The sequence below is a fragment of the Streptococcus sp. sy004 genome, from assembly GCF_007859205.1.
GTDB lineage: Bacteria > Bacillota > Bacilli > Lactobacillales > Streptococcaceae > Streptococcus.
Genome location: NZ_VOHP01000004.1, coordinates 1 through 24,789 on the forward strand (window position 1 = coordinate 1; position 24,789 = coordinate 24,789).

General features: G+C 39.1%; 20 protein-coding genes and 1 pseudogene. 1 reads left to right on the plus strand and 20 read right to left on the minus strand.

From position 1 onward, the window contains the following. The 17 genes from FRX54_RS04410 to miaA form a co-directional block, all read right to left on the minus strand. Positions 1-2,624: CshA/CshB family fibrillar adhesin-related protein (locus FRX54_RS04410; RefSeq protein WP_261379634.1), on the minus strand; the 2,624-nt coding region annotated here is incomplete at its 3' end. Continuing rightward, positions 2,567-3,904, minus strand: coding sequence for a YSIRK-type signal peptide-containing protein (locus FRX54_RS06415; protein ID WP_146461451.1), 1,338 nt, complete (start codon positions 3,902-3,904; stop codon positions 2,567-2,569). The genes FRX54_RS06415 and FRX54_RS04410, both read right to left, overlap by 58 nt. Before the next feature lie 152 nt (positions 3,905-4,056). Beyond that, the gene (gene rfbB, locus FRX54_RS04420; RefSeq protein ID WP_146461453.1) at positions 4,057-5,103 is read right to left on the minus strand and encodes a dTDP-glucose 4,6-dehydratase; all 1,047 of its coding nucleotides are present in this window, start codon (positions 5,101-5,103) and stop codon (positions 4,057-4,059) included. Between the two features lie 163 nt (positions 5,104-5,266). Beyond that, on the minus strand, positions 5,267-5,860 hold the full coding sequence (locus FRX54_RS04425) for a dTDP-4-dehydrorhamnose 3,5-epimerase family protein (RefSeq protein WP_146461455.1): 594 nt from the start codon (positions 5,858-5,860) through the stop codon (positions 5,267-5,269). After that, positions 5,860-6,729: a glucose-1-phosphate thymidylyltransferase RfbA gene (gene rfbA, locus FRX54_RS04430; protein WP_146461457.1), complete on the minus strand. Its 870-nt coding sequence runs from the start codon at positions 6,727-6,729 to the stop codon at positions 5,860-5,862. The genes FRX54_RS04425 and rfbA overlap by 1 nt, the downstream gene beginning before the upstream one ends. Before the next feature lie 71 nt (positions 6,730-6,800). Continuing rightward, on the minus strand, positions 6,801-7,901 hold the full coding sequence (locus tag FRX54_RS04435; RefSeq protein WP_146461460.1) for an FAD-binding oxidoreductase: 1,101 nt from the start codon (positions 7,899-7,901) through the stop codon (positions 6,801-6,803). Between the two features lie 7 nt (positions 7,902-7,908). Then, positions 7,909-8,700 (minus strand): Nif3-like dinuclear metal center hexameric protein, encoded by a 792-nt coding sequence (locus FRX54_RS04440; protein ID WP_146461462.1) that lies wholly within the window; start codon positions 8,698-8,700, stop codon positions 7,909-7,911. Next, positions 8,697-9,374 (minus strand): tRNA (adenine(22)-N(1))-methyltransferase TrmK, encoded by a 678-nt coding sequence (locus FRX54_RS04445; protein WP_146461464.1) that lies wholly within the window; start codon positions 9,372-9,374, stop codon positions 8,697-8,699. The genes FRX54_RS04440 and FRX54_RS04445 overlap by 4 nt, the downstream gene beginning before the upstream one ends. 48 nt (positions 9,375-9,422) lie before the next feature. Continuing rightward, positions 9,423-10,070, minus strand: coding sequence for an endonuclease III (gene nth, locus FRX54_RS04450; RefSeq protein ID WP_146461466.1), 648 nt, complete (start codon positions 10,068-10,070; stop codon positions 9,423-9,425). A gap of 2 nt (positions 10,071-10,072) precedes the next feature. Beyond that, complete coding sequence (locus tag FRX54_RS04455; RefSeq protein WP_146461468.1) at positions 10,073-10,765, minus strand: DnaD domain-containing protein; 693 nt, start codon at positions 10,763-10,765, stop codon at positions 10,073-10,075. Positions 10,766-10,792: 27 nt separating this feature from the next. Beyond that, the gene (locus FRX54_RS04460; protein WP_146461470.1) at positions 10,793-11,305 is read right to left on the minus strand and encodes an adenine phosphoribosyltransferase; all 513 of its coding nucleotides are present in this window, start codon (positions 11,303-11,305) and stop codon (positions 10,793-10,795) included. An 80-nt stretch (positions 11,306-11,385) separates the two neighbouring features. Beyond that, positions 11,386-13,584, minus strand: a complete 2,199-nt coding sequence (recJ, locus tag FRX54_RS04465; protein WP_146461472.1) for a single-stranded-DNA-specific exonuclease RecJ — start codon at positions 13,582-13,584, stop codon at positions 11,386-11,388. A gap of 223 nt (positions 13,585-13,807) precedes the next feature. Then, complete coding sequence (locus FRX54_RS04470; protein ID WP_146461474.1) at positions 13,808-14,566, minus strand: SDR family oxidoreductase; 759 nt, start codon at positions 14,564-14,566, stop codon at positions 13,808-13,810. Continuing rightward, entirely contained in the window at positions 14,563-15,492 is a 930-nt protein-coding gene (gene rnz, locus FRX54_RS04475) for a ribonuclease Z (RefSeq protein WP_146461476.1), read from the minus strand. Before rnz ends, FRX54_RS04470 begins: the two co-directional genes overlap by 4 nt. A gap of 15 nt (positions 15,493-15,507) precedes the next feature. Beyond that, positions 15,508-16,140 carry a cystathionine beta-lyase gene (locus tag FRX54_RS04480; RefSeq protein WP_146461478.1) on the minus strand — a complete coding sequence of 211 codons (633 nt, stop codon included), beginning with the start codon at positions 16,138-16,140 and terminating at the stop codon, positions 15,508-15,510. Next, positions 16,124-17,371: a GTPase HflX gene (gene hflX / locus FRX54_RS04485; RefSeq protein ID WP_146461480.1), complete on the minus strand. Its 1,248-nt coding sequence runs from the start codon at positions 17,369-17,371 to the stop codon at positions 16,124-16,126. Before hflX ends, FRX54_RS04480 begins: the two co-directional genes overlap by 17 nt. A 52-nt stretch (positions 17,372-17,423) precedes the next feature. Next, positions 17,424-18,314 (minus strand): tRNA (adenosine(37)-N6)-dimethylallyltransferase MiaA, encoded by an 891-nt coding sequence (gene miaA, locus FRX54_RS04490; protein ID WP_146461482.1) that lies wholly within the window; start codon positions 18,312-18,314, stop codon positions 17,424-17,426. Between the two features lie 66 nt (positions 18,315-18,380). Here miaA and FRX54_RS04495 point away from each other — a divergent pair, with 66 nt between their 5' ends. Further along, entirely contained in the window at positions 18,381-18,557 is a 177-nt protein-coding gene (locus FRX54_RS04495; RefSeq protein ID WP_146461484.1) for a DUF3042 family protein, read from the plus strand. A gap of 309 nt (positions 18,558-18,866) precedes the next feature. Here the strand turns inward: FRX54_RS04495 and FRX54_RS04500 are convergent, their stop codons facing one another. From FRX54_RS04500 to relB, 3 genes and pseudogenes are all read right to left on the minus strand, one after another. Then, a complete protein-coding gene (locus tag FRX54_RS04500; RefSeq protein ID WP_146461486.1) occupies positions 18,867-24,032 on the minus strand; it encodes a ZmpA/ZmpB/ZmpC family metallo-endopeptidase in 5,166 nt (1,721 codons plus the stop codon). 168 nt (positions 24,033-24,200) lie between these two features. Beyond that, positions 24,201-24,471 (minus strand): annotated as a pseudogene (locus FRX54_RS04505) (type II toxin-antitoxin system RelE/ParE family toxin). After that, complete coding sequence (relB, locus tag FRX54_RS04510) at positions 24,472-24,690, minus strand: type II toxin-antitoxin system RelB family antitoxin (RefSeq protein WP_146461677.1); 219 nt, start codon at positions 24,688-24,690, stop codon at positions 24,472-24,474. Between the last annotated feature and the right edge of the window lie 99 nt (positions 24,691-24,789).

A 24,789-nucleotide genomic window follows, 5' to 3' on the forward strand; every position in this document is an offset into this window, starting at 1 on the left:
TCCTTAGATGGCACATTACCTTCTTCATTAGGAAGGATTGGGTTACCATCGCCGTCTACGAATGAGGTTGTTGTTTTCACAACTTTACGGTAAGTGTAAACCACATTGCCGTTTTCATCTGTGCTTGAACCTACTAGCTCATAGCCTGAAATCGCTTTAGATGGTTGCTTACCGTCTTCGTTCGGTGAAATCACATTACCATCCTCATCTACAAACGATGTTACTGGCGTTGTTACCTTACGGTAAGTGTGGACTGTGTTACCATTCGCATCCGTTGTACTTGAGACAATCTCATAACCTGGGATGTCTTTCGATGGCACGTTGCCCTCTTCATTCGGAAGGATTGGGTTGCCATCGCCATCCACGAATGACGTTGTACTCTTCACTACCTTGCGATAAGTGTGAACTACATTGCCGTTTTCATCCGTGCTTGAACCAACTAGCTTATAGCCTGAGATGTCCTTAGACGGTTGTTTACCATCTTCGTTTGGTGAGATGACGTTGCCGTCTTCATCCACGAATGAGGTAACTGGCGTTGCAGTACCAACAAAGTTTGGATCTGGAACAAAGGTCACTTCACCTGTCTTAGGATTAACTGTGTACGTTCCTTCACCCGGAACAGTCTTAGTCGTCTTACCACCATCAAATGTGTACGTTGAATTTGTCACGTTATTACCATTAGTAATGCTTGAGGTGATTTGACCTTTCTGAGTGGCACCTTGTACACCTGTTGACTCATCATCAGTCGCCATAATTTGAGCTGGGGTCACCATTGGCGTATAAGTAGTTGTTACCGAATCGCCACTCATGTCTGACATACGAACCTTTACTGGAGTAGCTGTGCCAACAAAATCTGGATTTGGTTTGAAAGTAATTATACCATTAGCTAAAGTGTAAGTTCCTTCTGTCACTGAAACTGACATCACAGGATTATCTGAGCTATCTAACAAAGTTAAACTTGATTGATCTAGAGCTTCAGTTCCTGTTCCATCTGTTCCTGGAGTAAACATGCTGGTTGCATCTGTCGTCTGAGTTTTTCCTTGTGGACCTTCTGTTTCGCGTGGAGTAGCTGTCGGAACTAAATTAATCACAGTTGGAATATATAACGAATCCCAAGTTTGGCCAACTGGCAAAAGATTTGAAGTGTTTGGCATCGTCTCTCTACTAGTCCAACCACTTGTTAAACCACTAGAGTCAGTTGAACGAATAACTACACCATCTGCTCTACCTACAAATCCACTTTTTGGTGTAAATTGCACTTGAACAGTTGAACCTGTTGAAGAAGGTAAAACAGTATATAACCCTTGACTAGTTTCTAAGCTTTGAACGATATTGCCAGTGTCCGGATTAACAATACCAATTTTATTTGTATCTAGAGCAGCAATCATCGAATTAGACAAACTTTGTTGATTACGAACTAATACATCTGATTCAACTAGTTTACCTTGAGATGTAAATGTTACTGTACCTGTTTGTGACTGACCAGCATAGCCACTAGTTTCTGCTTCTGAACCTTTTGGTGGATATTTGATCATCACTTGGAAGTCTTCTACCTCACCTGTTGAAGCTATCCCTATAGCATTAGCGACATCCGTTTCACTACCTATGCGAATACGAGCAGCTAATTTTTGAACATCATCAGGATTTAGATTTGCCAAATTCAAATTTGACCAAGTAAAATTCAAAATAGTTTGATTCGTTCCACTAAAAGTTTGGATTTCTGATGCCTCATAAGACTCAAATACACCATCATTATTGAAATCGATCCAAGCTTTAGCACTTGCCGTTGCTGGACCATTTGCATTAGCGACAACACTTAGAGTATATGTCGAAGATCCTGCATTTACTACTTCATAAAATCTATTAGCAGCTAATTGGTCTTCACCTTCATCTACTAGTGTATTACCGTTTTCACCAACAGTATCATCATCTTCATAGAAAGGATTCGTACCTAAATCTTCTATTTTATCAATATCTGCAGCTGCTCTCCCTAATTGTGGGATTTGACGACTCTCGCCTGAACCACTTAAAGGGGCTATACCATGTACTGCCTTACCGTAACTATCTGGTGCATCTGATTCGTCAAAGATTAGGAAACCAATTAAGGCCGACTGTTTTCCAGCAGAATTAATATAAATTCCTAGTTCACTAACATTCTCTGAAGAAAAAACAGGAACTGATAATGATTTCCCTCCGTTTCTTCCAGGATAAGAATGAAGGTAATTAACTGTACTAGATAATATTTGTGTCCCTATCCCTGAGTTAGGATATGAGCTTAAAAAGGCTTGTGGATTAGGTTTTGTTCCAACAGGATAATACGCATTCCCAGCATATCCTCCTGCTCCATATGGAGACGTCTCACCATCTTCAACTACGCCATCATTATAAAGCGTAGGTGTATTTGGAATCCAAGAATTATTTCCTCTCTTATATTCTCCGAGCAATTCCCATGGACTACCATCTGTAGTAAATGTAATTAACTCGCGGTTAGTTAATTGCTCTCCATCAGCCACGATGATATTAGCTGGTTTAATTACGCCATTAACAATTCGCTCTAATCTTAATTTCACATCAACATCCGAACCATCTGCACTAGAAGCAAATCTAGCCGCCTGATTCCCCATATTAAACCTCCACTTCCTGCAGAAATTTCAGAATCGTTTCTTGAAGCTGTAGGAATAAAGCCTGCAGATGTGCCACGATGTGTTGCATTTGTTGCATTTGTTGCTGTAGGATTATAGACAGTCGTTGCATAATCTGTTCCATTGATACGATCAATTTCGGTAGCCATTTCACGATATGCTTCTGTCGCTCTAAATGGCTTTAATTCCGTTACAGTCGCACGAATTACCATACCTGGATAGATTTCTTCTTCAAAAACCATTCCTTCAGTTAAAGTGCCGTCTGCAGCATAGCTACCTTTTACTAAATTACTAGGAGCAAAATTCAGGAAACGAGCTATATCACCAAATTTACTTCCATACAAATTAGGTGTCGTCAAACCAAAGACTGGTGTCGTTACTAAAGTATTAGTAGTATCTGGTTGTGTTGCTAAATATTGATCAGGGGTAACTGTACCATGAGGCACACTATTATCCGCCGTATTATCATAACGTGACTCTGAACCTGTTGCAGGTTGTCCAGCTTGAACGCTTGACGAAGCAATCGGACTTAAGGCACGGAAACCAGCAGATTCTACTTCAGAATCATTGTTACCACCAGCTGCTGCCACATCTTCTTTAACCACGTTAAAGTTGATGATACGGCTGTTGCGATCACCGTAAGTAATTACTGCCGCTTGAACTTCTGACTGGTCTGCTGCCAATTTATACGCTGATAAGCTAGACACTGACATCTTAGCTTTCTCAGTCACCTCAAACGTTACCTTGTCTTGTTCTTCAACTGGTAACGTCGTTGTCGTAACTGTTGATTTCTTTTCTTGATAAACAACTGAAGCTGTCTCAACATCTGTATAAGTCACCTTGTAAGTTGTTGCTGTCACACGTGATGTTGTCTCAACTGTTGTGCTTGTTACTGGTGACGATGTAGATGACGCAGTCGTTGTTGCTTCTGACTTGCTTTCTTCAGTCGTCTTCTTGCTTGAAGCTTCTGTTGTTGACGCTGCAACTTCTGATGATGCAACCACTTCTGAACTTGCTACTGGTTCAGAAACTTCTTCAGCTACTACAGACTCTGATGCAGCAACTTCTGATGTCGCTTCTACCGTTGCAGTCTCTTCAGCAGATACTGCTGTAGTAGTCACTGAATCAGTTGACATCACAACTTCCTCAGCTTGAACACCACCTGCAAATACTGTTCCAATCAATACTGATGCAGCTCCAAACTTAAACTTTTTAATTGTAAAGCGTTGGGCTGTGTCTTTATGTTTACTATCTTTAAACAAAAGGACTACCTCTTTTTATAATATTTGTGCATAATATGCACTACTCTATAATATACCCTCCCTATTTGTCAAATATTTTACTTAAAGAAATCTAAAAAAATCACTTTCACGAATTGAAAATGATTTTTCTATTTATAATGACATAAAAATTATTATTTAATGATGTCTTGAGTCTTAGCATAATTAGCTTCTACGGTTTCTTTATCTGCTTGCCACCAAGAAATGTTATCCGTATACCATTTAATCGTTTCTTCCAAACCTTGACTGAAATCGGTAAACTCTGGTTGCCAACCTAACTCGTCACGCAATTTACTCGCATCAATGGCATAACGAAGATCATGACCGGCACGGTCTGTCACATGGTCATAGGCATCTTTGGGTTGTCCCATTTTTTCTAGAATTAACTCCAAGACTTCCTTGTTGTTTTTCTCACCATCAGCCCCGATGAGATAGGTTTCACCAATACGTCCCTTGGTTAAAATAGCCCAAACCCCTGACGAATGATCATTAGTATGAATCCAATCACGGACATTTTTACCCTCACCATACAACTTAGGTTTAATGCCTGATAAAATATTGGTGATTTGACGAGGAATAAATTTTTCAATATGTTGGTAAGGACCGTAGTTATTTGAACAGTTAGAAATGGTTGCCTTCACACCAAAAGAACGCACCCATGCCTTCACAATCAAATCAGAAGCTGCCTTGGTTGACGAATAAGGCGATGATGGATTATAGCTAGTTTCTGCTGTAAATTTCTCCCCTGGGCCTTCACCATAACCTGGCAAATCTTCTCTCAAAGGAAGATCTCCATAAACTTCATCTGTGGATACATGGTGGAAACGGATATCATACTTACGAGCCGCTTCTAATAGGGTATAAGTACCAATAAAGTTGGTATGGATAAAAGGACTTGGATCATTCAGCGAATTATCATTGTGGCTTTCTGCCGCATAGTGAACGATAGCGTCTGCCTTGGCAGCTAATTGATCAACCAAGTCAGCGTCTGCAATGTCACCGACAACCAACTCCACACGTTCACCAAGAATGGCTTCAACATTAGCCTTATTTCCTGCATAAGTCAGCTTGTCTAAAACAGTGACATGAACATCTGGATGATTTTGATAGACATAATGCACAAAGTTTGAGCCAATAAAACCTGCTCCACCTGTGACGATAATATTTTTATATTGAGTCATAAATTAAGATACAAAAGGGTTGTTCCCTGCATTATTTATAGCAAGCGACTCCCCTATTCAGTTATAAACTGACTTATCCTTTCTTAGTTTTATCATGTTTAAGTAAATTTTTCAAAAAATTGTCTTTTCATTGTGAACCATTAAAGTAAGATAGAATAGCTTTTTATAAATCTTCTTTTCTTAATGGTTTGACATCTTTTAATAGCGGATGATGTTTATCTGCCTCAGAAACTTCTGCTTTTTCCAAATTTTCCCATTCAATATCAAGACTTGGGTCTGCGTAGTTGACAAAGGCATATTTTGGTTTAAGTTCAGCAGCCCAGTAATCGTTGACCAGGTAAGTATAAGCCACTTTTTCAGACAAAACTTGAAAACCATTGGCAACACCACGGGGCACAAAAATTCCTTTTGACGCATCAATAATCGTTTGATAAGTATTACCAAAACTATCTCCCTCACGCAAATCTACCCAAGTCCCTAAAACTTGACCTTCATCTGCCACTGAAATATACTTATCCCAAGGTTCCGCATGAAGACCACGAAGAACATGCTGACGTGAAAAAGAAATATTATTTTGTAACTTTCCATCCTTAAAGAACGATTCTGGAAAACCTAAGGGAATCATTTTTTCTTTTTGAAAATTTTCCTTAAACCAGCCACGATTGTCTCCTCTAACTGGAATATCAAATTCCATCAAACCAGGAATCGCTTTAATCGAACGTGCTGCTAATTCTTTATCAAAAAATTGTTCTGCCATTATGCTTCTCCAATCAAGCGTAGTAAGTACTGTCCGTATTCGTTTTTCTTTAGGGGTTGGGCTAGGTCGTAAACCTGCTCTTTTGTGATGTAACCCATACGGTAGGCAATTTCTTCTAGATTAGCAACCTGAACATTTTGCAAACGTTGGACGGTTTCAATATACTGGGCAGCTTCAAGAAGGCTTTCATGAGTTCCTGTATCCAACCACGCAAAACCACGCCCCATCAGTTCTACGGACAAGTCACCACGATTAAGGTAAGCCTTGTTGACATCTGTAATTTCTAACTCACCACGGACACTTGGTTGGATATTTTTGGCAATTTCCACCACATCATTGTCATAAAAATACAGACCTGTCACTGCATAATCTGACTTGGGTTGCTCTGGCTTCTCTTCAATTGAGATAGCGTTCATTTGTTCATCAAATTCAACAACTCCAAAGCGTTCAGGGTCCTTAACTTGATAGCCAAAAACAGTTGATCCTTTTTCTTTGTTAGCTGCTTTTTGCAACATCTTGCTTAAGCCTGCACCATGATAAATATTATCTCCCAAAATCAAGGCAACGCTATCATCTCCAATAAAGTCCTCACCAATAATGAAGGCTTGTGCCAAACCATCTGGACTAGGCTGAACCGCGTAAGACAGAGAAATTCCCAATTCAGAGCCATCACCCAGTAATTCTTCAAAACGAGGAAGATCAGTTGGTGTTGAAATAATTAAAATTTCCTTAATCCCTGCCAACATCAAGGTTGAGAGGGGATAATAAACCATAGGCTTATCGTAAATAGGCATGAGCTGCTTAGAAGCTGCACGCGTCAATGGGTAAAGTCTGGTTCCTGAACCACCAGCAAGAATGATACCCTTCATATCAAATCCTCTTTCTAATTTATCACTTTTATTCTATCATCTTTCAAAATAAATGTCATGTGTTCTTAGGTTTACAAAATTGGTTTTAGATAAGCCTCAATCGGATAATCAGCCGCTGGTAGCAGCAACTCTCGATTGTTCATTAAATCGACCAACATTTTAGCAAGGATAGGGCCTGTTGTTAACCCTGACGAGCCTAAACCACCTACTGCATAGACATCTGCTAATTGTGGTATTTGACCAAAGAAGGGAGAAAAGTCACTGGTATAGCCTCGAATTCCCACCCTTTGTTTAACAGTTGTCACTGCTCTTAAGTTGGGATAATAGACCAAGGCTTCTTCTTCCAATCTAGCTAAAATAGCTGAATCTAAACTTAAATCAAATCCTTTATCATTTTCATGACTGGCACCAACACTGAGTCGTCCATCTGCAAAAGGAATCAAATCAACTTCCCCTTCTGGCATAACAACAGGGGAGTCGGCTAGGTCCAAATCTGAAAAATAATAATCTAGCAACTGACCTTTTTGAGGTTTAAGATCTACCTGATAGCCCAAGGGGCTAAGCAACTCACCCAACCAAGCACCTGTGGCTAAAATAACTTGATCAAAGACTTGCCCATCAATCTTATAACCCGTTTTTTCTTGCTTTAAGGTAACTTTTTTCTGAACATAACCGACACCACTAGCTGCCAACAGCGTTTGGGTCAGCTGAGAACCATCCACACGAGCTGCACCACTGGCATAAAGTGCTTGATTAAATCCTTTTAAATTCGGAAAAATTTGTTGAACTTTCGCCTTATCATGTAGAGCCAAATGACCAATTAAAGGAGACTCTTCTTGGCGTGACTGAGCTAATTGATAAAGCTCAGTAAGCTTACTTTCGTCTTTTTTTAAGACATAAACAACATTTTGCTGATAAAAACCGGTGTCATAACCGTCATTCACTAAATCAGCAATTAATGTTTGATAAAAATCCGCTCCTAACCGAGCTAAACGATACCAAGTTTTATTGCGTCGTTTGGAAAACCAAGGACAGATAATTCCTGCGGCCGCCTTGGTTGCCTGTCCTAGTCCATCATCAAAAACAGTCACCTCAATTTGTTCTTCTTTGGATAGGTAGTAGGCTGCCGTTGCCCCAACAATACCCGCTCCAATAATTGCGACTTTAGTCATAACTACCTCAAATATCTTGGAAAGGATTGGTTGATTGACTGCTTGGAATAATCTGAAGTTGCCAGTTTTCTTCCATTTTCCACTCTTCAAACAACTGAGCTAATTTTTCAACAAATAGCACTTCAATATAATGACCTGGATCCAGAGCTAATAAGCCTTGCGTCAGCATGTCTTGGGCTGTATGATAGTAAATATCGCCTGTAATATACAAGTCAGCTTGCTTGGCCAAAGCATCTTGGTAAAAACTCTGACCACTACCACCACAGATTGCGACCTTGGATATCGTGGGATTTTCCTTAACATCATAAGAAATCAAGCGAAGATAAGACAAGCCAAAAGCCGTTTTAACCTTTTCAGCAAAAGCCGACAAAGATTGGGGTTCAATCTGACCAATACGACCAATACCTTGTTCACCGTTAGTTAGGCTCAAAGGGCTTGTTTCTGTTATCTCTAACAAATCACAAAACCAATCGTTAAGTCCACCTTCTACCACATCAATATTAGTATGACTCACATAAACAGCAATGTCATGTTTGACTAAGTCTAAAATCATTTGATTTTCTGGTACCTGTCTTAAATCCTTTAAGGGACGAAATATAGGAGCATGCTTAACAATAATCAAATCCACACTCTGCTCAATAGCCTCTTGCACGGTTTGCTCTCTTAAGTCAAGGGCAATCATCAAACTGTTGATTTCCTTATCTAGGCTACCAATCTGCAACCCACAGACATCTCCTTCCAACGAGAGATGGGGTGGACAAAACGCTTCATAACGTTCAATGACTTGACTTGCTCTCATAGAAGAACCTCCTTTATCTGTTCAATTTTCTCTAATAAAAGCTGTCTTGCTTCAAGACGATGTTCTGGAACCTGATTAAGTGCGTGGTTTAATTTTTTCAATTCATTCTGCCATTTAGCTTTGAAAATATCAGAGCATTCAGCCAGTAAGTAGGGGCCAAAACGTAAGTCCTTGGCTGACAGATGAGCCATACCTGGTTCTGCCACGATAATTTCATAATACTTATCATTTTCATAAATCATTTGTTCAGCCACAAGCGTAAAGCCGTTTGCCATCAACCAAGAACGAAGCTCGTCTTCGCGATTATTAGGTTGGAGAACCAAACGTTCTATCTGATCTAATTTTTCCTTACCTGCTTCCAAAATATCAGCAATCAAACGTCCACCCATGCCACAAATACTGATAACAGAAATGTGATCAGCAAGCTCAAAAGCTGCCAAACCATTAGCCAATCTAACGTCAATTGCCTTTGTCAAGCCAGCTTGGGCAACATTAGTTAAGGCTGATTGATATGGCCCTTTCACCACCTCGCCAGCAATGGCAAAAGCAATCTTATTTTTTTTTACTAAATCAAGGGGAAGATAAGCATGATCACTGCCAACATCTAAGAGCCGACTATTCTTAGGAATAAAGTCAGCTACTGCTTGTAAACGTCGTGATAACTCGTTTTCCATTGTTCTCTCTTTCTAAAGAAGGCTGAGCCATTTGACCCAGCCTTTCGTTTATTTCTTAATCGTTTCCTTATAATAATGACAGTAGGCTTGTACTGGACAAATTTCACACTTGGGCTTTTTAGCCAAACAATGGTAGCGGCCAAAGAAAATTAAGCGATGATGTGTCACAATCCAATCTCGTTTAGGAATTTTTTTCATCAAATCTTGCTCAATTTCCAAGACATCTGCATCTGGTGCTGAAATATTCAAACGTTTGGCAATCCGTGAGACATGCGTGTCCACAGCCAAGGCTGGTACTTTATAGATTTCAGCCAAGACCACATTAGCTGTCTTACGACCAACACCAGGCAAACTCTCCAAGTCCTTATGATTATCCGGTACTTGACCGGCAAACTTTTCCAAAACGATTTGAGCTGTTTTAACAATATTTTTCGCCTTATTTTTATATAGACCAATATGACGAATAGTTTCTTCGACTTGGGCGACATCTGCCTGCGCTAAATCTTCAATCCTTGGATAAGCCGCCCATAAAGCTGGTGTCACTTGATTGACCGACTTATCCGTCGCCTGAGCTGATAAAATGACAGCAACCAATAATTGAAAAGGGGTATCATAATTTAATTCGCAAGCAGCATCTGGAAATAAGTCACCAATAATCTCTAAAACCTTTTTCAAACGTTCTTTACCGATTCTCATGACTACCCCCACAATTTGTCCATGGTATCTAAGATACTAGATGGTATAGGAGTACTTGTACGTTCTGGTTGAAGTCGTTCACGCTCTTCTCGTCTTTGCTCAATGTCAGCCAGACTACGGATACCTTCTCTTTGCCAATTAAGTAAAATTTTACTCAAATACCTCCAGTTACGAGTCCCACTATACACGCTCTCACGCAAGGCTTCACGAATAAGGTCTGGAGAAAGTTGCTCTTCCTGTAACCATTTTTGAATGTCCTCCAACTCAAAAGAAGTTAATACCCAACCTGCCTGATCAAAATCAGCTAAAAGACTAGGCAAACTTTCTTGTGAATTTTGATGAGATGGTTCTTGCTCTGAAACTGCCTTAGTGTTTTTATCCAACTGGTCTAATTTTTTCAGGGCCAAACTCGTGTCAAAGATGGTTTCTTCCAAACCGTTCAAATTGATTGAACGAATGGCCATCAACTCTTGTGTTAGAAGATTGGTAATCGATTGGTTAACGGCTTCTACACTCCAACCCAAAGCCGCAGCAATTTGATCTGGTGGTAACTCATCATATTTGGTTGTATTTTGCAGATAGAAAAATTGCCAAACTAAAAAATCGTCTGCCTTAGAAAAGAGTTGTCTGTAACGCAAGAGCAGACTAGCTGGTAAAACCAGTTGACCTTTTTGATACTGCTCTAAAAAACTCATCTTTACCTCCACAAACGATTTTTCATCTTAATAGTGCATCAACACCTTGTAGTCGTAATCTCCGATAGCCTTGCGACCTTCTAACTCATCTAATTCAATCAAGAAGGCACAACCCGCAACAACACCACCTAATTTTTCAATCATTTCAATAGTTGCTTTAACCGTTCCACCTGTTGCTAAAAGATCATCCACAATCAACACACGTTGGCCCGGTTTAATAGCATCAGCATGCATACATAATGTATCAAAGCCATACTCTTTTTCATAATCAGCTGAAATCACCTCACGAGGTAACTTACCTGGTTTACGAACAGGAGCAAAGCCAACTCCCAACTCAAAAGCAACTGGACAACCAATGATAAATCCACGTGCCTCTGGCCCTACAATCATGTCAATTTCCTTGCCCATAGCATATTGGACAATCTCACGAACAGCATAGCTATAAGCATCGCCATCAGCCATTAAGGGACTAATGTCACGAAACATAATGCCTTCAGTTGGGTAGTTTTCAATGGTTGCAATGTAATTTTTTAAATCCATATTATCTTCCTATTCATTTGTCAAAATAATCGTTACGTTTTATTATACCATGATTTTGTAAAATGGTAAAACCTGACCATCTAAGTCATGAGATAATCGTAAATTTCTTGTGGCGTTCCCAGAGCCATGAGCTCTTGATAGGTCACTTGTTCTTTAAGTTCTTGATAAATTCGACTTTCTGCAATCTCACGTTTACTAGCTGATTTATTAACTGTCATTAAGCCATTTGTAATAGTCACAAATCCCAGTTCTTCAAAAATCTGAATCATCTTAACCAAAAGAATCTGAGGAATTTTCAAATAGTGACTTAACTCCCCTAACTTATTGCGAACATCAAACTCTGGAAATTGATAGATGACCTTATAAAGTTTAGCAAACTGGTCTCTTGTACCATAACCTGTCAAATAATACTGGTTTTTTATTTCGTTTTTGAAATAAATGACCTTAAATTGTCCTTCTTGTAGCAAGGTTTTTAATTGATTGACATCTTCTGGTATTTGAGCCACAACGACTACATCGCTTTTCAGTCCTGACTCAAGACTAGGTACTTGATTGGGCAATGGTAGATTTTTGGAACGTATATCAATGAGTTGAACACCATCAACCCTAGCATCGACCAACATCAACTGCAACATACGATTTCCATTCCAAAAATTAATAGATAAGTGAACCGCTAACTCTAAATGACTAGCCTGTAAAAATTCTTGAACCAAGTGACCATAACCAAAAGCCACGACTTCTAATTCCTTATCCGCTTGAGCAATTTTCAATTTTAAGTGACTACCACCTTGTCCCATCTGACGAGCTTGTATGACTTGGATATTGCTCAAACGAAAAACTGGTTTTTGATGACAAATGCCAAATGGCATCAATTTTTCTAAGTTTTTAATGGTATCTAGACTGAGATCAGCTAAGGCAATGTCACTATCAATAGTCAGCGATATCTTTTGACTTAAATCAATTTGCCTTTCCTTAATATAGTCACATAAACAGGTAGAAAGTTGCTCTAGCTTATCTACGTCAAGTGTCATACCAGCTGCTCCGCTGTGACCCCCAAAGGCGATAAAGAGATCTTTTTGTCCAGACAAGGCTTCAAAAACATCAACTACCTCTGGACTTCTAGCACTACCTTTAGCTTGATTGTCACTAATACTTAAGACAACAACTGGCTGCTGTAATTCATCCAAAAGTTTACCTGCCACAATGCCCAAGACACCTGGTTGCCAGTTTTCTTTAGCTAGCACTTGAGCTGGTTTTGTCGGATCCACCATAGCTTTAGCTTCTTCAAAAATGCTTTGCACCAGAGCTTTGCGTTCGTCATTTTTACTAAATACCAACTGGGCAAGGTCCTTGACTTCTTCATCATCAAATCCTGTCAATAACTCAATGGCAGGATTAGGATCATCTAAACGCCCCAAGGCATTAAGTTGAGGAGCTAACGTAAAACCAATACTATCCTCCGTCAGATTGGCTGGTTCTAAATCTGATAACTTCATCAATTCTTGCAGACCGATACGATCAGTTTCTTTCAGAATCTGCAGACCAAACTTGACCAAGATACGGTTTTCATCAGTCAAAGACATCATGTCTGCTACAGTACCTATGGCTACCAAGTCTAAAAATTCTGTTGGTACGGTCTCCAAAAGAGCTGTTGCCAACTTAAATGCGACACCACAACCTGCCAAATGCGGAAAAGGATAAGCACCTTGGGGATGTTCCGGATGAATAATAGCATAGGCATCAGGCAAGTCTGCTGGCAGACTATGGTGATCCGTTACAATGACATCTACGCCAACTTCTTTGGCATAACTAATGGCCTCATGCCCTGCCACCCCATTGTCAACTGTGATAATTAAAGAGATGGCTTGTTGGTCAATAAAATATTGATAGACACTTTTATTGGGACCGTAGCCATCCGTAAAACGATTGGGCAAATAAATCTCATAATCAGCCCCCATCATTTCCAAGGTTTCTTTCATGATACTGGCTGCAGTCATACCGTCAGCGTCATAATCACCATAAACTAAGATCCGCTCGCCTGTTTCAATCGCTTGACGAATCCTAGTCACTGCTTTTTCCATTTCATAGAAGAGATATGGGTCATGAAGCTGTGCCAAATCTAGTGTTAAAAAATGCTCTAGCTGTTCTGGTTCAACCACACCTCGCTGATACAAAATTTGACTCGCTAAAGGGGATAAACCTGCCTGCTTGGCTATTTTCAAAAACTCTTCACTTGGCTGATGCTTACTTAATTGCCAGTCATACTTTGCTTTTATCATACCCATCTCATTTCTAGCATTATCTATAAAATTATAGCAAAAATTAAGATAGAGATAAAGGAGAAAAGGATATGTTTTCAGTTAAGTTTCAATTAAGGTAACTTGGCTATACTGTAATCATCCTAAAACTTTTCTTTTTCATAAATCTCCGGCTAGGGCTCTATTTTTAGAGTCCTAGCTTTTTTTAATCATAAAAATCATCTCCAAAAAGAGATGATTTCGGCTACTTATAATTAAAATTCTTGCGACTAATGTAATCAGATAAAACTGGAAATAGGTTGTAAAACTTATGAGTCAGAGCTAACAACCAAGGCAAATTCAACTCACGTTTATTCCGACCGATATTGTTCACAATTTTTTGAGCCACTTGTTCTGGGCTTAAACTATAAGCCTCAACACGTTTTAAGTAACTGCCGTCTGGATCTGCTGTTTGGAAAAATTTGGTTTTAATGGGACCTGGATTAACCGTCGTCACATAAACACCTTTATCCGCCAACTCCAATCGAAGTGCATTAGAAAAACCAATCACTGCAAATTTGCTCGCTGAATAAATACTCGATTTGCTTGTTGCTATTAAACCTGCCATGCTAGCAATATTGATGATATGACCTTGGCCTTTTTCAGCCATCTTTTGACCAATCATCCGAGATAAACGTATCGTTGCCAAGGTATTGACTTCAAATAGTTGGCTGATGTCTTGATCGTTAAAATCATCAAAAGCCTTAAAAGTGCCATAACCTGCATTGTTAATTAGCACATCAATCGCCCCATAATTTTGAGTCAACTCTTCCAGCAAACAAACAACCGCTTGATGATCGGTAATATCTACTCCAAAAGAGGTAACATTGCTTCGATGAGCGTAAATGGTGTCTAAGGTTTCTTTCGAACGACCTAGGGCTAAAATGCTATCTGTATCTGGTAAGGCCTGAATAATAGCCTGTGCTAAATCGCCAGAAGCTCCTGTAATTAAGACTGTTCTCATATTTCAAATCCCTCTAAGTCATTGACAATATAAGTATTTGGAAAAATCTTTCTTGCATCGGCTGCCATTTGCCCAATTTCTCGACCCAAAAAACGAGAACTAATGTGATTGAGTAGCAATCGTTTGGCTGAGGCTTCTTGGGCTATTTGAGCGGCTTGAATATTGGTTGAATGGGCATGACTCTTAGCCAGTTTTTCATCTCCCTTGCCATAAGTTGATTCATGCACTAAGATATCTGCTCCCAAGCCTAAACGGACACTGGCATCTGTTTTTCTAGTATCACCTAAAATGGTGATAACCTTGCCTTTTTTAGGTGCTGACAAGTAGTCCTTAGCAATGATTTTTGTACCATCTTCTAGGATGACATCTTGGCCATTTTTGATTTGACCAAAGAGTGGTCCAAAAGGAACCCCTGCTGCTTTCAATTTGTCTGCGTCCAGCGTACCTTCCAAATCCTTTTGTACCACTCGATAACCAATACAAAAAACGGAATGATCCAGGGCTTCAGCATAGACGGTAAACTTATCTGTCTCTAAGATCTTACCCAACTGTTCTGATGTAAATTCCCGAAAATGAATACGATAAGGTAAGCGTGAACCCGTCAAACGTAAACTGGACATCACAAACTGCTTAATTCCCTGTGGCCCATAAATCTCAAGGTCTGTTTGCTCGTCATTGGCTTGAAAAGAACGACTAGACAAAAAACCAGGCAAGCCAAAAACATGATCGCCATGTAGGTGCGTGATAAAAATTTTTCGCACCTTACGAGGGCGAATATTGGTCGATAAAATCTGACGTTGCGTGCCTTCACCACAATCAAACATCCAAACTTCATTGATTTCATCCAAGAGTTTCAAAACAAGACTGGACACATTGCGAGATTTAGCTGGTTGCCCAGCCGCCGTTCCTAAAAATTGTAGTTGCATAATCCATACTTTCTATTATTTAATGTAGAGTAGATATTGACGTTGGGAAAAACCATACTGACGTTGTCCTTCAAACTGACTGGCTACTTCTAAGAGTTCCTCTTGATTAAAACCTTGCAAAAGAACCGTACCATCTGCCAGTCGCCACCCTTGTGTCAAATCAACCTTTTCCAAAACCAAATCTTCTACCTTAGCTGACGGTTCTTTTTTAGGAAACATAATGACCTGTTCTTTGGCTACTAGCTGATAATGAGGAAAAATACTCGCCAATTCAAAACACAGCTGCTCTACAGGCAAGGCATCTCTTTCAGCAAACACAGTAGCAACCTCTTCTTGCCCCGTCTGATAAGCAAAACCGTAAGATTTTCCTTGCAAATTAAGGCGAACAAAGGGTTTTTCTTCAATAAAACTAGGGTTGTCACTCATCAAATCCAAGGCTTGACTAAGCTCAAAATAATAATCCGTTGCTTTCTGAGGTGATTCTTTTTGATAATATTCTGCAAAATAGGCATTCAAAACACTCGGTGGTGGCGTGATAAAGTCCAATTGCTCCTGTTTGGTCATTCTTTTAAATTTTTCTTGTAAATATTGGCGATCTAGGCTGGTAAAACCACCATAGGTCAGAGCCAAATCAATCATCTTGATCATAAAATGCTTCTAGCCTCCATTTATTTTCTTGAGCAATATAGCCTGATACTTCAAAAACTTCCGTCTCTCTAGGAACTTGATCAAAAATTACAAATTTATCCAACTCATACAATTTGTAGCTATCTTTAGCTGCCATTGTAAAAGAAAAAGGAACAAAAAGATGACGAATTTCATCAATAATCAAATTTTTCAGTAGTTGACGACTCCCTGATGCCTTGGCTGACAAACGAACATTAGGAAATGCTGTTGCTACCAAACGCTCTACCTGATCCATCTTATTATAAACTGCCAAACGAGGAATCTGATCCATTCCCAATTCTGTCAACAAAGATAGAACCACATCTTCTTGTTCGCTATGATTGGGGTCACTAGCATCGATGACATGAAGTAATAAATCAACATGACGACTTTCTTCCAAGGTTGATTTGAAAGCTGCAATCAACTCCGTTGGCAAATCTTGAATGAACCCTACTGTGTCAGTCAAAGTTGCTTGAAAACCACCTTTGAGTGAGATTTTCTTAGTTGTCGCATCTAGCGTTGCAAACAACTCGTCTGCTTCATATTGGCTATTATCTGTCAACAGGTTCATAATCGTTGATTTACCTGCATTGGTATAGCCTATCAAGCCAATTTTAAAGGTCTGTGCATCTAGACGTTTTTCTCTGACCGTTTCTCGATTTTTTTCAATAGTCTTTAATTTTTGCTCAATATCATAAATCTGATGGCGAATACTTCTTCGGTTAAGTTCTAGTTGACTCTCACCAGGACCACGACTACCAATTCCCCCTGCCTGACGACTTAACATAATACCTTGACCAGCTAAACGTGGTAACATGTATTTCAATTGGGCCAAATGAACTTGCATCTTGCCTTCATGGCTTCTAGCACGCAGGGCAAAAATGTCTAAAATCAACTGCATACGGTCAATAACCTTAACACCCAATGCAGCCTCTAAATTGGTATTTTGACGAGGGGTCAAGCGATTGTTAACAATGACCGTATCAATCTCATCTGCTTCAATGCGTTCTTTGAGTTCAAGTAATTTTCCCGAACCAATAAACGTTTTACTATCATATCTTTCTTTTTTTTGCACATAGCTATCCACCACCTTAGCACCAGCTGTTTGAGCTAGACGACTCAATTCCAACATAGACATGGTAAAATTGCTATCCTTAGGTAATTCAACACCAACTAGAAGGACTAGCTCCTGTGCTTTTTTTGTTTCAATCATGGCTTTCTCCTTAGCTAAATGGTTCAATCTTACCACCGGTATTATAATCGTATCAATCCGATTGTTCTAAAAACGTTTGAACCCGCTGCTTGATGTTCATTTCCATATTAGGATCGGCAATCTGATAAAATTCAAGGGACATCCGATTACGAAACCAAGTTAGTTGACGCTTGGCAAAACGTCGAGTATTTTGTTTCAATTTATCCAAGGCCTCATTCAAGTTCATCTGACCTGCAAAATAAGGAAATAATTCTTTATAACCAATCCCACGACTAGCCTGAACTTCTGGAAAATGATCATATAGCCAACGAGCTTCGTCTAACAAACCCAACTCAACCATTTGATCTACCCTTTGATTGATTCGTTGGTAAAGACTTTCCCTGTCATCTGTTAATCCTAAAAGCAAGGCCTGATAGGGCGGTTCTTGATTCGTCATGTGATTACCAAATTTTGCTAATTCCAAGGCTCTCATAGCTCGCCGTCGGTTAATTTGTTCTAATTCAATGCCTTGCTCAGCTATTTTAATAAATAATTCTTCCTCACTTAAACGGTCTAGTTCTTGACGATAAGCCAAGACTTGTTCTTGATTAACCTGTCCACCTAAATGATAGCCCTCCAGCAAACTTTGCAAATATAAACCCGTTCCACCAACAATAATGGGTAATTTTCCTCTGCTAGAAATGTTTTCAATTGCTTCTTTGGCTTCTTGAACAAAGTCAAAAGCCGAGTAGGTTTCTGATACCTCCCTAACATCAATTAAATGATGAACAACCTCTTCTTGCTCAGTTTGACTAGCCTTTGCTGTACCAATATCCAGTTGACGATAAACTTGCTGACTATCCCCACTAATAATCTCACCATCAAAGGCTTGAGCTAACTTAATTCCCAGAGCTGTCTTCCCGACGGCTGTTGGCCCTGCAATCACAATCAATTTGGTCTTCATATTTTTCCTTGCATTTTATTCATAAATTCGTTACTATGATTATAACATAAGAAAAGGAGAAATATTATGGCAAAAAAACATTCATTTCTTAAAGGTCTTGTAACTGGGGTTGTCGGTGCTGGCGCTGCGGTTGCTGGAACGGTTTATGCTGTTAAAAAAACAATTATTGAGCCCGAAGAAGAGAAGGCCGCTTTCATCGAAGAAAACCGTAAAAAAGCAGCACGTCGTCGTGTCACTCGTTAAAAAGGAGATTGATTATGACAAATTGCACTTGTAAAGAAAATGGAACTTGTAACTGCACTAACTGTACTTGCGACTCTTGTTCTTGTTAAAAAGGAGACCTATTATGACAAATTGCACTTGTAAAGAAAATGGAACTTGCAACTGCACTAACTGCACTTGTGACTCTTGTTCTTGTTAAAAAGGAGACCTATTATGACAAATTGCACTTGTAAAGAAAATGGAACTTGTAGCTGCACTAGCTGTACTTGTGACTCTTGTTCTTGTAAATAAATAAAAAAAGACAGGAAATCCTGTCTTTTTTATTTATTCTTATTGATAAACAGATTGTCTGAAATCATCAGTGTTTAAAAGATAAGCTCGATAAACAGCTTCTTTCAAACTAATAACATCTGCTGGTTTATTATTATTGATTGCTTCTGTCATCAAGGTCTTGATTTGCTCATAAGTTGTTTGATAGGTTTTTCTCTTATATGTAAAATCAAGAACTTTCATCTCACCGGCTTTAGCCTTGGCTAGATGACTTTCCAACATATCAATCTTAAAGTCAGCAAAAGTTTCATATTTATCACCGAAAATTTCTTTCAACACATAAGTATCTGAGAAAGTTTTACCCTCACTTGCAGCCTTATCCTTCAATTTATTAGAAGCATAATTCAACATACCATTTTCATAACCCGCTTCTGCTAGTAATTCAAATGATAAACGTTTGAAGGTCAAACTATTTGACGAACCAGTAGGGTTTGTCAATGAACTATAGATTGACACAAACATTGGAGATGAGGTGTAGTTACTACGGTTAATGTTCAGATCTTTATTGACTCCTCTACCATAATTTTCAGTCAAGGCCGCCACAACTTCGTTGTTAACCAAATCTGAAATACTATTGAAACTCAAACGATTCCATTCATCCTCAGTGAATGCTCGATTGCGTCCAGTGGCATCGCCACCTTTGGCATCAGGAACTGCTTCAAAGCGTCTAAAGAATTGTTTCTTAGTTTCTAATGATGAATCAACATAAATTTCACCTTCAATAGCATCTAGGGTATGAAGAACATCGAACATGCCTCTCATGTATTCTTCTAAATCACCACTATTTTGGAAACGCTCTGGACTAGCACTATGGTTACGTCTTGTAGCATAAGCCCCATTAAAATCATTGATGTAATCTGCAAAAAGGTTGACACTGATGATTTTAGTAGTGGCTTCTTCAGGACTTTCTCCCCATCCTCTAGAATAGGCTTCTGCTCCCATGCCTTGTCGTCTGCCATAACCACCTAAGTAAACCGTACCATCCAAATTATGTGTCATTTCATGGGTAAAGGTTGATTGACCTTCTTGAGTAATCATACTATAAATAACAAAGTGAGAAGAGCCTCCATTAGCATAGGCCGCTGTACCATTTGGCGCATACCATTTACCGATTGGGGCAAAGAAGTCTGTCATACGGCTACTTGCTGTCTCACCATAAGGCTGCATCCATGTCCCGTTTGAGTTAAACTGATAACCATCCCAGTTAGGTATTGGCATATCAGAACGGTTATACATTTGATCTTTAACCGAATCTAAGGCAATACGATACCAAGCATCATAGTAATCTCGCTGCCATTTGGCTGCTAAATCTACTTGTTTTTTGTAGGCCGCAACCTTTTGTTCATAGGTTGCTGGATCGGTTTCTTTGAGAGTCATGTCAATATCACGATCAAACATTCCCATATTGATACTAGTCATGTTGCTAATGATAAATAGACCTTCTTCAGAAAGAGTCAATAATGGTAGAATCATCATTTGATGACGCTCTTTTGATAAAGCATAGTAAATATCTGAGTTAGAATCAGCTACCTCTAATGATGGTGTCTCAACAATATACGCTTTACTTGCAGACTTAAACCAATCATTGTCTGTCTTGTCTGTTAATAATCGGTTATAGGCACTCAAATAATCCATCACCGTAGCTTGACCATTTTGACTACCAATAGCTGTCGCATACGTTGTCGCACTGTTCTTGAACATCAACTTGTCTGTGCCAAGGTTACCTATATTGGTTAAGAACTCATACGGAGATACCTCATTGCCAAAGAAATCTTGTCTAAACAATGACAATTCCTTGATGTTCTTGTCATCATAGTTGATATTGTAAAGACGATCCATATAGGTTAGACCCAGCATCAATTTTTCCTTATTAGCCAAGATTTGCTCTTTCAAATAAGTTAAACCAGCCTGGTCAGTGCTTGCATAAACCGCTTCTTGTGACAATAAAGATTTCAAATAACTGCGGATGTTATCCTTAACCTTATTGTAAGTTGACTCGAGATAAATCGGGTCAACTTGCGAAGCACGCAAGGACGCTTCCGCTTGTGCATTGCCAGCCTTGTTATTAGCCAAGCCCAAACGCAAACGCTCTGCTACCACTAAGGTCGTGTCATAGGCAAAATTTGGATACAAACTACTCAAACTGTCAAAATAATCCATCCCTTGTAATTCAGTAACCAAGTCATCTAAGAAACTGTCTTGATTTTGAATCAATTGCTCTGGTGTGTAAATCAAGTCTGTACCAGCCAGGCTATACTCTTTCACCTGACTATCCTTGAAGAATTGACCAGCCGTCAAGTCCACATATTCTACTGTGTCATCACTATAGTGCAACATCAAACGATTGATTTGGTCATGTTGACCATAATAATCCGTCACAAAGGCATTATCTACCATTGGAACAACATTGACCAGTGGTGTCGTGTAGAGCTTGCTTGATTCTGACACCTTATTACCATAGTCTAAAATGGTTTCCTTATTGTAGAATGGCAATAATTTCTCAATATTTTGATAAGCTACTTGGCGTGCACTGTCATAGTCATCCAATTGGCTATAATCTGTTGTGGCATTTTGTTGACCAAGCGTTAGTTCCAAATCTTTTTGGTAGCTATTGTCAGCTGAATTTTCTTGTACCAATTCTGGCCAAACCACACGAACCTTGCCATCATTTGTGATGCTAGACACAGGGAGATAGACATCCTTATACTTGTCTGATTCTAATTTGACCACATAAGCAGACAAGTCATCCGTTGGACTAGCTGTCTCTTGTTTAACCAACTGATTATTCTCATATTTATAAAGGGTCACTTGGGTCAAATCCTTGAACACCACTTGTTTAAGTGTTAATTCAACCGTTTCTTCATAGGTGGTTGTTTTGGTTTGCTCTCCATCACGACGGTCATAAACCAAGTCGGTCTTAATGGTATAAGGGATATTGTAATCTAATCCTTCAACTCTTACTGGCTGGCTCAAATCCGTTAAGGCAAGCTCCTTAACCAAGGTATCTCCATCATAAATCTTAGCCACTGCACTAACATAGGCTTGGTCTGGGTCGGTTAATTGATACGACAAGCTAAGTGATTTAGTTAAGCTGTCCTTCTCAACACCTGTCAAGACAAGTTCTGGTTCTTGCTTCAAGACCAGGGTCACTGTTTGGTCATGCGAAATAGTCTTGGTTTGGTCTCCATCACGCAGGTCATAGGTCAACTCTGTTTCAAAGCGATAAGGAACCTCATAGGCTAAACCATCTACCGTCAATGGCTGACTAATATCTGATACTGAAACTTCTTTAACCAACTGGTCTTCTCGATAAACCTTAACAAGGGCACTACGGTAGCTACCATCTTCATCACTCAGGCTAAAGTTTAAGGTAGCCGTGCGACCATCATCGTCCTTCTCAACACCTATCAAGACAAGTTCTGGTTCTCGATACAAACGACCATTTAATCGTTCAATGGCTTCTTTCAATGATAACAAGCCTGCATCAACCTGTTCTTGAGTAGCTTGATTATCTAGTAACAATTGTTGGGCTTTCACCAACAACTCGTCATAGGATTGTTTAACTTCTAAGGTTGCATAAGCATAGCGAACCGTTTCTTTTAAGGATTCATCTTCTTCCACTAATTGACGAAGTTCTTCCTTATTAACAACCGGTTCCTCAGTCACTTCACTACTCGACGATGGCTCTTCAGATGATGAACTTGAAACTGGTAGTTCACTACTCGACGATGATTCTTCTTCTAATGGTGAACTTGAAGTTGGCAATTCACTACTCGATGATGACTCTTCAGACGATGAACTTGAAGTTGGCAATTCACTACTTGATGATGAGTTTTCTAATGGTGAACTTGAAGTTGGCAATTCACTACTTGATGATGAGTTTTCTAATGGTGAACTTGAAGTTGGCAATTCACTACTCAACGATGGCTCTTCGGATGATGAACTTGGAACTGGTAACTCACTACTTGATGATAACTCTTCTTCTACTGGTTCAACTTCAGTCACAGCTTCTGTAGAAGTCGGAACCGTTACCACCGTCTCAACTTCAGTCACAACTTCTGTAGAAGTCGGAACCGTCACCACTGTCTCAACTTCAGTCACTGACGTCTCAACTTCACCTGCTTCATTCTCTGTTGAAATCGTTGTTTCACTGGTTTCAATAAGAGTTGATTCAGTTGGAATTGTTGTCACTACGTCTTCTTTAATAATGACTTCCGTTGACGTTGGAATCGTTGTCACTACTTCTTCTTTAACAATCGCTTGTGTTGAAGAAGGAACTGATATGACCTCGCTCTCAACCGTTTCTGACTTAGATGACTCTGGAACAGTCGGTTTAACGACTGGGGTAATCTCTGATGAACTTGGTGTCGTTGAATCTGCTGGAAGTACTTCCGTTTCTGACACAGATTCTTCAACCACACTTTCTCCGGTTGCCTCAGTTTGAGTTGCTGAACTTGGCAATGTATCAACTGTCGACACAGATGAAGCACGACTCATGTCTGATGATGGCTCTACTGGTAACTCTGGTAATAATTGAGTACTAGTTTGACTATCTTTCGCCTGACAACCACATAATGAAATGTAGCCAACATACTGATAACCTGGGATTTCAGTAATCTCTGGCAGCTTATCACCTGTAGATACTTGATAAACTTGATTATAAGCTGATAATTTTTGAGTTTGCAAGGCCTGAATGCTCGGCATGAAAATCGTACCTGACAGGGTAATTAACATAATCGAAGAAACAATGCGCTCCTTTTTACCTTTACTGGTTACAATGACACTAAGACCCAAAACGACAAACAAGACTTCACCTGCCATGGTCAAAAGAGAAAGTGATTCACTTGCTGTTTTTGGCAGAATACCTTGACTCGTTGGGCGATATACCAAATAGTAGTTATGACAATGGGCATCATGATTTTGAGGCAAGCCATTTTGAATCAACTGTTCTTCTTCAGCCGTCAACTCATCTTGGGTCACATAGTGATATTGCACCAAAGGACTATGGGTCAAATCCCCTGTAGTAACGGTATCCGCAAAAGTTGGTGTTGCAGAACTTCCCACCCAGAATGCTCCTATCGCTAACGAAGCAATACCTACAGATAATTTACGAATGGAAAATTTTAAACATCTATTGAATAAACCTGAACTAACTTCTTTTTTCATTATATCTCCTTTATTATATAATTACTCCATTATATCATGACTTGTCTATCTAATAAACTAATAAAACTCTCTAGCATATTTAGAGAGTTTTATTGGTTAAAAGAAAATCTAATTTTTTAAGATAAATTATTCCCAACTGAAAATGACACCTACTTCTTTCAAAACATCCTATTTCTTAATGTTATAAATTTCTTTTCTGTGCCCAAACTCGAGCGCTAAAATAATCATTCTGTCATCTTGAATGTCACAAATCAATCTATAATCACCAATACGATAACACCATTCATTAGCATGATTTCCTGCTAACCCCTTATCAATAGAACGAGGGGCATTTTCTTTCTACATATTTATCTATCCAAGCAAACAGTAAGCGTTGAATAGACTTATATAACTTTTTAATTTGCTTTTGAACTTTTTTAGAATACTCAATACGATACATCTAAAAACCCAGCTCTCTCTTAAAATCGGCACGACTGATTGTTTCTGGATTCTCTTGATATTCTGCATAAGCTTGCTTGTAGAGGTTTAAATCATATTCATCTTCAATATCACGTTCAATAACTTTCTTAAATAAACTTGACAGACTTTGTCCTGTTACTTGAGCATAACTCTTGAAAAATGTTTCTTCTTGATTTAATCGAATAGTTATTGTTCCTATAATGTTCCCCCTTCTAATTGTAACACATTGTATTACATTTAAATAGAATTTACAATAAAAAGAGTTATCAAGATACAAAAAAGACAGGAAAACCTGTCT